The sequence below is a fragment of the Spirillospora sp. NPDC046719 genome, from assembly GCF_040645715.1.
In the GTDB taxonomy this organism is placed as follows: Bacteria; Actinomycetota; Actinomycetes; order Streptosporangiales; family Streptosporangiaceae; genus Spirillospora.
On sequence record NZ_JBEYYT010000028.1, the window covers coordinates 38,668 to 45,980 of the forward strand.

At 73.2% G+C, this 7,313-nt stretch carries 5 protein-coding genes; 3 read left to right on the forward strand and 2 right to left on the reverse strand.

Going from position 1 to position 7,313, the window contains the following annotated elements:
* The first annotated feature begins 47 nt into the window (after positions 1-47).
* Positions 48-2,177, forward strand: coding sequence for a 4-alpha-glucanotransferase (gene malQ / locus ABZ914_RS07900; protein WP_500192300.1), 2,130 nt, complete (start codon positions 48-50; stop codon positions 2,175-2,177).
* Here malQ and ABZ914_RS07905 read toward each other — a convergent pair.
* Both ABZ914_RS07905 and pepN read right to left on the reverse strand, forming a co-directional pair.
* Positions 2,158-3,156 carry a hypothetical protein gene (locus ABZ914_RS07905; protein WP_190864194.1) on the reverse strand — a complete coding sequence of 333 codons (999 nt, stop codon included), beginning with the start codon at positions 3,154-3,156 and terminating at the stop codon, positions 2,158-2,160. The genes malQ and ABZ914_RS07905 overlap by 20 nt on opposite strands.
* A gap of 79 nt (positions 3,157-3,235) precedes the next feature.
* Positions 3,236-5,770, reverse strand: coding sequence for an aminopeptidase N (pepN, locus tag ABZ914_RS07910; RefSeq protein WP_500192301.1), 2,535 nt, complete (start codon positions 5,768-5,770; stop codon positions 3,236-3,238).
* Between the two features lie 175 nt (positions 5,771-5,945).
* Between pepN and ABZ914_RS07915 the strand changes: the two genes are divergently transcribed.
* Together ABZ914_RS07915 and ABZ914_RS07920 are read left to right on the forward strand one after the other, a co-directional pair.
* The gene (locus ABZ914_RS07915) at positions 5,946-6,560 is read left to right on the forward strand and encodes a mycothiol-dependent nitroreductase Rv2466c family protein (RefSeq protein WP_500192302.1); all 615 of its coding nucleotides are present in this window, start codon (positions 5,946-5,948) and stop codon (positions 6,558-6,560) included.
* 169 nt (positions 6,561-6,729) lie between these two features.
* Positions 6,730-7,313: ATP-binding protein (locus ABZ914_RS07920; RefSeq protein WP_500192303.1), on the forward strand; the 584-nt coding region annotated here is incomplete at its 3' end.

A 7,313-nucleotide genomic window follows, 5' to 3' on the forward strand; every position in this document is an offset into this window, starting at 1 on the left:
GTCCCGGCCCGCGCTTGGCCCGGCGCCGCCGGGGCATGGGTGCAGGCGTGGCTGACGACGAACTGAACAGGCTGGCCGGGCTCCACCGGGTCGCGACGCGGTACACCGACTGGCGGGGCCGGGCGGCGGACGTCCCGCCCGGCACCCTGGTCGCGGTCCTCGGCGCGCTCGGGGTGGACGCCTCGTCCCCGTCCGCCGTCCGCGCCGAGCTGGAGCGGCACCGGGAACGGGCGCGGACCCTGCCGCCGACCATCGTGGTCCGCCGCGACCCGGGCGGCGGGCGCACCGCCGACCGGATCCTCGCGCTGCTGCGCCGGACCCTGCGGCCCGCCGGTGACCTGGACGTGCGGATCGAGCCCGGCGGGCCCGACGTCCTGTCGGAGCCGTCCGCCGAGCACGCCCCGGGAAGCCCTGTGCCCTTGGACGGGAGCGAAGGCGACGTCCCGCTCGGATGGCACCGCATCCGCGTCCGGCAGGGGGACCGGGAGGACGGCGCGGCGCTCCTCGTGGCGCCCGCGTCCCTGCCGCGCCCGCCGCGGATGTGGGGGCTGACCGTCCAGCTGTACTCGCTGCGGTCGCGCGGGTCGTGGGGGCTCGGCGACCTGCACGACCTCGCCGACCTCGCGGCCTGGGCCGGCCGCGACCTCGGCGCGGGCTTCGTCGTCGCGAACCCGCTGCACGCCGCGGAGCCGATGCCGCCCGTCAGCCCGTCGCCGTACTCGCCGATGAGCCGCCGCTTCCCCGCCCCCCTCTACCTGCGCATCGAGGACATGCCGGAGTACGCGGCACTGCCCCCCGAAGGCAGGGAACGGTTCGCGGCCATGGCCGCGCGGCTGCGCTCGCTCGACGGCCCGCTCGACAGGGACGCCGTGTGGACGGCGAAGCTGGAGGCGCTGGAGGCGATGTACCGGTCGTCGCCGGGCGTCCGCGACGACCCCGCCTTCGCCGCCTTCCGCGAGCGCCACGGCGCCGCGCTGCGCGACTTCACCACCTGGTGCGCGATCAGCGAGGAGCAGGGGACGACCGACTGGCGGCGATGGCCGTCCGCCCTCCAGGACGCGCACGGGCGCGCCGTCCTGGACGAGCCGCGCCACTACGCGCGCGCCGACTTCCACGCGTGGCTGCAATGGCGCCTCGACCAGCAGCTCGCCGGTGCCCAGAAGGCCGCTCGCGACGCGGGGATGCCCGCCGGGATCGTCCACGACCTGGCCGTGGGGGTGGCGCAGGGCAGCGCCGACGCCTGGATCTACCGGGACGAGCTCGCGTCGGGGATGAGCGTCGGCGCGCCCCCGGACGAGTTCAACCAGCGCGGCCAGGACTGGGGGCAGCCGCCATGGCGGCCGACGACGCTCGCCGAGAACGCCTACGTCCCCTACCGGGAGATGCTGGCGGCGGCCTTGCGGCACGGCGGCGGGCTCCGCCTCGACCACGCGATGCAGGTGTCCCGGCTGTGGTGGATCCCCGAGGGCGCCTCGCCCGCCGAGGGGACGTACGTCGGCTACGACCGGAACGCGATGCTCGGCTGCCTGGTGTGGGAGGCCCACCGGGCGGGCGCCCTCGTCGTCGGCGAGGACCTCGGCACCGTCGAGCCGGAGGTCCGCGACGACCTCGCCGACCGGGGCGTCCTCGGCACGTCGCTGCTCTGGTTCGAGCGCGATGCGAAGGGCGGCCCGAAGCCGGCGGAGCAGTGGCGGGAGCCGTCGCTGGCGACGGTCGGCACCCACGACATGCCGCCGATCACCGGGTTCCTGCACGGCGACCACATCGCCCTGCGCGACCGCCTCGGCCTGCTCACCCGCCCCCTCGCCGACGAGACCGCCGACCACCGCGAGCAGCTCGCCGCCTGGCTCGGCGTGCTCCACGCCGAGGGCCTGCTGCCCGACCCGCCCGGCGAGGTGCTGCGGGCGCTCGCGGACGGCTCGGACGCCTACGACCGGCAGGTGGTCTCCGCCCTGCACGCCTTCCTCGGCCGCACCCCGGCCCGCCTCATCGGCGTCTCGCTCGCCGATGTGGTCGGCGAGCGCCGCACCCAGAACCAGCCCGGCACGATCGACGAGTACCCGAACTGGCGCGTCCCCCTCGCCGACGCGCAGGGCCGGCCCGTCCTTCTGGACGACCTCGTCGAGGACCCGGTGGTCCGCGACGTGCTGGAACGGATCAGCCGAGACTCTTCATGATCCGCCTGGTGACGTCGTGCAGGAGCGTGTCCGGCACGATCGGCGCCGACGCGATCGCCGAGAACAGCGCGGGCAGCCCCGGCAGCGGGTAGCCGTCGTCGTCCGGGCCGTCCAGGGCAGCCTTCCCCAGCGGCTGGTGGGACAGGGACCTGCGGGCCCGCGCCCAGGCCGTCTCGACCTCCTCGGGGGAGGGGACGCCGAAGCCGTGCCCCACCGGCGCGGCGTGCCGCAGCTTCACCAGCGCGCCGTCGGTGAACTCCGCCGCCAGCCGGCAGCGCTCGGTGAGGTCCTCGCGGACCCGGTCGTCCAGCCGCGTCATGACGGTGCACGGCGTGCGGCAGCGCGCCGCGCAGTCGCCCAGGGCGGCCGCGACCTGGCTGTGCTGCCGGTCCAGGTAGGCGCGCCAGCCCGGCGGCGGCTCCTTGGCGACGCGGAGCGTCCGCTCGCACGCCGACCGCTCCGGGCGGGTGTGGTCGCACTCGCGCGGCGAGCCCGGCGCGATCGGGACGCCGAACCGGCTGCCGTCCCCGTTCACCGACGCGCCGATCAGCGCCGGGTCGCCGGCGTGCCCGAGGACCGGCTCCCACGCCAGCAGCGGCAGGTACTCGCTGGCGATGTGCACGGCGGCGACCAGCGCGGCCATGTCGCGCCGGTGCCAGCGGATCGCGATGACCTCCAGCAGCAGCGCGTAGGCGGGCCGCAGGCTCGCCAGCGCGCCGCGCGGCCGCTCCTTGGGCGCCTGCGGCATCCGGCTCGCGCGGGCCCGGTCGAGCAGGTCGCGCGGCACCTCCCCGGCGGCCTCGGGCATCCCGAAGTCCTCGGCGTCCAGGTCCAGGACGCGCTGCCCGAACGCGCACAGCGGCGCGACGGCCTTCGCCCGCCCGTCCGGGACGAGCGTCCCGTCGGCGATCAGCGCCTCCAGGTCCCCGAACGCGTACCGCCGTGCCAGCGCCGTCAGCACGTCCCGCGCCGTCTCCACGCCACCATCCCCTCTCCGCGGACCCCCGTGACCCTGCAACGATCGCATGGCCACGGGGGTTGCGACAGGGGCGGCGGCGTCAGCCCGCGGCGGCGTCCTTCGCCCGCGCGCGCAGCGCGCGCGCCACGCCGTCACGGCCCTCCGACAGCAGCCGGGCGAGCGCCGCGGGCGGCTTCTCCTCCGCGATGTAGGACTCGGTGCGGTCGATCGTGGACTGCTCGATCACCAGGAACGGGTAGGCGACCTCCGCGAACGTCTGGGACATGTCGCTGGTCCACTCCTTCCACACCCGGCCGACCTCGGCGAAGTACTTGTCCACGTAGGGGACGAGCAGGTCCGCCTGGTCCGGCTCCACGAAGCCGCCGAGCGTCGCCCGGTAGACGGCGTTCGGCAGCGTCCCGCCGATGACCCGGTCCCACGCGGCGGCCTTGGCCTCGGCGGTCGGGATCGCGGCCTTGCAGCCGGCGGCGTGCCGCTCGCCCGCCGCCGTCCGGTCCCGCTCGTGCTCGGCGTCGATCTCCGCCTCGCCCGCCTTGCCGGTGACGACCAGGCGGCGCAGCAGCGCCCACCGCAGGTCGGTGTCGACCGTCAGCCCGTCGAGCGACTGCGAGCCGTCCAGCAGCGCCCGGACGTACGCCAGGTGCTCCTCGCTGACAGCCGACGCCGCGAACGCCTGCGTGTACGCCAGCTGCAGGTCCGAGCCGGGCGCGGCCTCGCGGGCCAGCTCGAAGAGCGTGTCGGCGAGCAGCGCCAGGCCCTCCTTGCGCCAGGACGGGTCGGCGTACTGCTGGACGGCCGTCCGCGCCTGCCGCAGCAGCGTCTGCGTGACCGAGATGTCGGTGACGCCGCGGATGCCCTTCGCGACGAGCCGGACGTAGTCGCGCGTCGCCATCTCCGCGTCGCGCGTCATGTCCCACGCCGCCGACCAGCACAGCGCCCGCGGCAGGCTCTCCTTGATGTCGCCGATGTGCTCCACCAGCGTCTTCAGCGAGTGCTCGTCCAGCCGGACCTTGGCGTAGGTGAGGTCGTCGTCGTTGACCAGCACCAGGTCGGGACGCTTCTGCCCGACGAGCTGCGGCACCTCCGTGCGGGCGCCGACCACGTCCAGCTCGACGCGCTCGCGCCGGACGAGCCCGTCACCGGTCCGGTCGTACAGGCCGATCGCCAAGCGGTGCGAGCGCAGCGTCGGGTAGTCGGCCTTGGCCTCCTGCAACACGGCGAACGAGGAGAAGTTCCCGTCGGCGTCGACCTCGTACTCGGGCCGCATCGTGTTGACGCCGGCGGTCTCCAGCCACTCCTTCGACCAGGACGCCAGGTCGCGGCCGGACGTCTCCTCCAGCGCGTCCAGCAGGTCGGTGAGGACGGTGTTGCCCCACGCGTGCCGGTCGAAGTACCGGCGCACGCCCTCAAGGAAGTTCTCGCGGCCGACATAGGCCACCAACTGCTTCAGGACGGACGCGCCCTTGGCGTAGGTGATCCCGTCGAAGTTCACCTCGACGGCCCGGATGTCGGGGATGTCGGCGGAGATCGGGTGCGTGGACGGCAGCTGGTCCTGCCGGTACGCCCACGCCTTCTCCAGGTTCGCGAACGTCGTCCACGAGCCCGTCCACTTGGTGGCCTCGGACTGGCACAGCACGCTCATGTAGGTGGCGAACGACTCGTTCAGCCACAGGTCGTCCCACCAGCGCATGGTGACCAGGTCACCGAACCACATGTGCGCCATCTCGTGCAGGATCGTCTCCGCGCGCCGCTCGTAGGAGGCGTCGGTGACCCGGGACCGGAAGACGTAGTCCTCCAGGAACGTGACGGCGCCGGCGTTCTCCATCGCGCCCGCGTTGAACTCCGGCACGAACAGCTGGTCGTACTTGCTGAACGGGTACGGGCGGCCGAAGACCTTCTCGAAGTAGGCGAAGCCCTGCCGCGTCACGTCGACGATGGCCTCGGCGTCGAGGTGCTCGGCGAGCGACGCCCGGCAGTACACGCCGAGCGGGATGACGGTGCCGTCGTCACGGCGGTACTCGTCGCGGACGGCGTGGTACGGCCCGGCGATGAGCGCGGTGATGTAGGTGGAGATCTGCGGGGTGGGCAGGAAGCGCCACGTCCCGCCCTCGACGGTCTCGGGGGTCTCGTTCGTGACGACCTGCCAGTCCTGCGGCGCCTTCACCGCCAGCTCGAAGGTCGCCTTGAGGTCGGGCTGGTCGAAGCACGTGTACATCCGGTGCGCGTCGGCCGTCTCGAACTGCGTGTAGAGGTAGACGCTCCCGTCCACCGGGTCGACGAACCGGTGCAGGCCCTCGCCGGAGCGGGAGTAGGCGCAGTCCGCCACGACGCGCAGCTCGTTCTGCGCGGCCAGGGAGGGCAGCGGGAGGCGGCCCTTCTCCCCGTCGTAGGACGCGGGGTCCAGCGCCTCGCCGTTCAGCGTCGCCTCGCGGACGACGGCGCCGTGCAGGTCGACGAAGGACGACGCGCCCGGCTCCGCGCAGCCGAACCGGATCGCGGTGGTGGAGCCGAACCGCTCGTCGCCGGTGGTGAGGTCCAGCTCGACCGCGTACGACTCGACGGTGAGCAGCCGGGCCCGTTCCCGCGCCTCGTCGCGCGTGAGGTTGCCTGCCACATGTACTCCTTGGTCGGCTTATTTCTTTGCTGACCTCATGTCTACCAACCGGCCGGGTACGAGGTCCGCACGCCACGGCCTTTCCGCGCCCGCGGACGGGAATCAGTGCGGCGGGGGCCGGGTTGTCGGTGGGGAGATCTCACCGATGACGCTCGAGCAGCCGTAGGAGGCGACGTTGCCGCAGGACGCTCCCACACCCGTGGACTTCTGGTTCGACCCGTTGTGCCCATGGGCGTGGATCACTTCGCGCTGGATCCTGGAAGTCGAGAAGCAGCGCCCGATCGAGGTGCGCTGGCACGTGATGAGCCTGGCCGTCCTCAACGAGGACAAGGACGTCCCCGAGGAGTACCGCAAGGGCCTCGCCGAGGCCTGGAAGCCGGTGCGCGTGTGCATCGCCGCCGAGCAGAAGTACGGCGCCGAGGTGCTGGGCAAGCTCTACACGGAGCTGGGCACACGCCGCCACCACGAGAAGCAGAAGTTCGACCGCGAGTACTTCGAGGCCGCGCTGACCGCCGCTGGCCTCGACCCGGCGCTCGCCGACGCCGCCGAGTCCACCGCGTACGACGAGGCGGTGCGCGCCTCCCACAAGGACGGCATCGACCGGGTCGGCCAGGAGGTCGGCACCCCGGTGATCGAGGTCGAGGGCAGCGCGTTCTTCGGCCCGGTCGTGTCGCCGATCCCGCGCGGCGAGGCGGCCGTGAAGCTGTGGGACGGCGTCGTCGCGGTGGCCTCCACCGATGGATTCTTCGAGCTGAAGCGCACCCGCACCCGGGACCCGATCTTCGACTGAGCCGGTCTCCGACCGGTCTCTCGGGCTGGTCTTCGGGCCGGTCTCCGACCGGATCCGCGGACGGATCGGTGCGGCTTCGGCCGTTCCGGTTGCCTCGCCGGTGCCCCTCCGCCAGACTCGGTGCTCCGAGAAAATGGCAACGGTTTTCATATCCGAAACGGGGGCATTCGTGAAGGTTGCGTTCGTCGGCAAGGGCGGCAGCGGCAAGACCACCCTCTCGTCGCTGTTCGTCCGGCACCTCGCGCTGCGCGGGCTGCCGGTGGTCGCCATCGACGCCGACATCAACCAGCACCTCGGCGCGGCGCTCGGCATGGACGACGACCAGGCCGCCAAGATCCCGGCGCTGGGCGCCCACCTCGCCGAGATCAAGGAGTACCTGCGCGGCGACAACCCGCGCATCGGCTCCGCCGCCGAGATGGTGAAGACCACCCCGGCGGGGCGGGGGTCACGCCTGCTCCGGGTGGACGAGGAGAACCCGATCTACACGAGCTGTGTGGCGCCCGTCGGTGAGGTGCGGCTGGCGGTGACCGGCGAGTTCACCGCCGAGGACCTGGGGGTCGCCTGCTACCACTCCAAGGTCGGTGCGGTGGAGCTGCTGCTCAACCACATGCTCGACGGCCCCGGCGAGTACGTGGTGGTGGACATGACCGCCGGTGCCGACTCGTTCGCCTGGGGGCTGTTCTCGCGCTTCGACGGCTCCGTGCTGGTCTGCGAGCCGACCGTACGCGGAGTCGGCGTCTACCAGCAGTACGG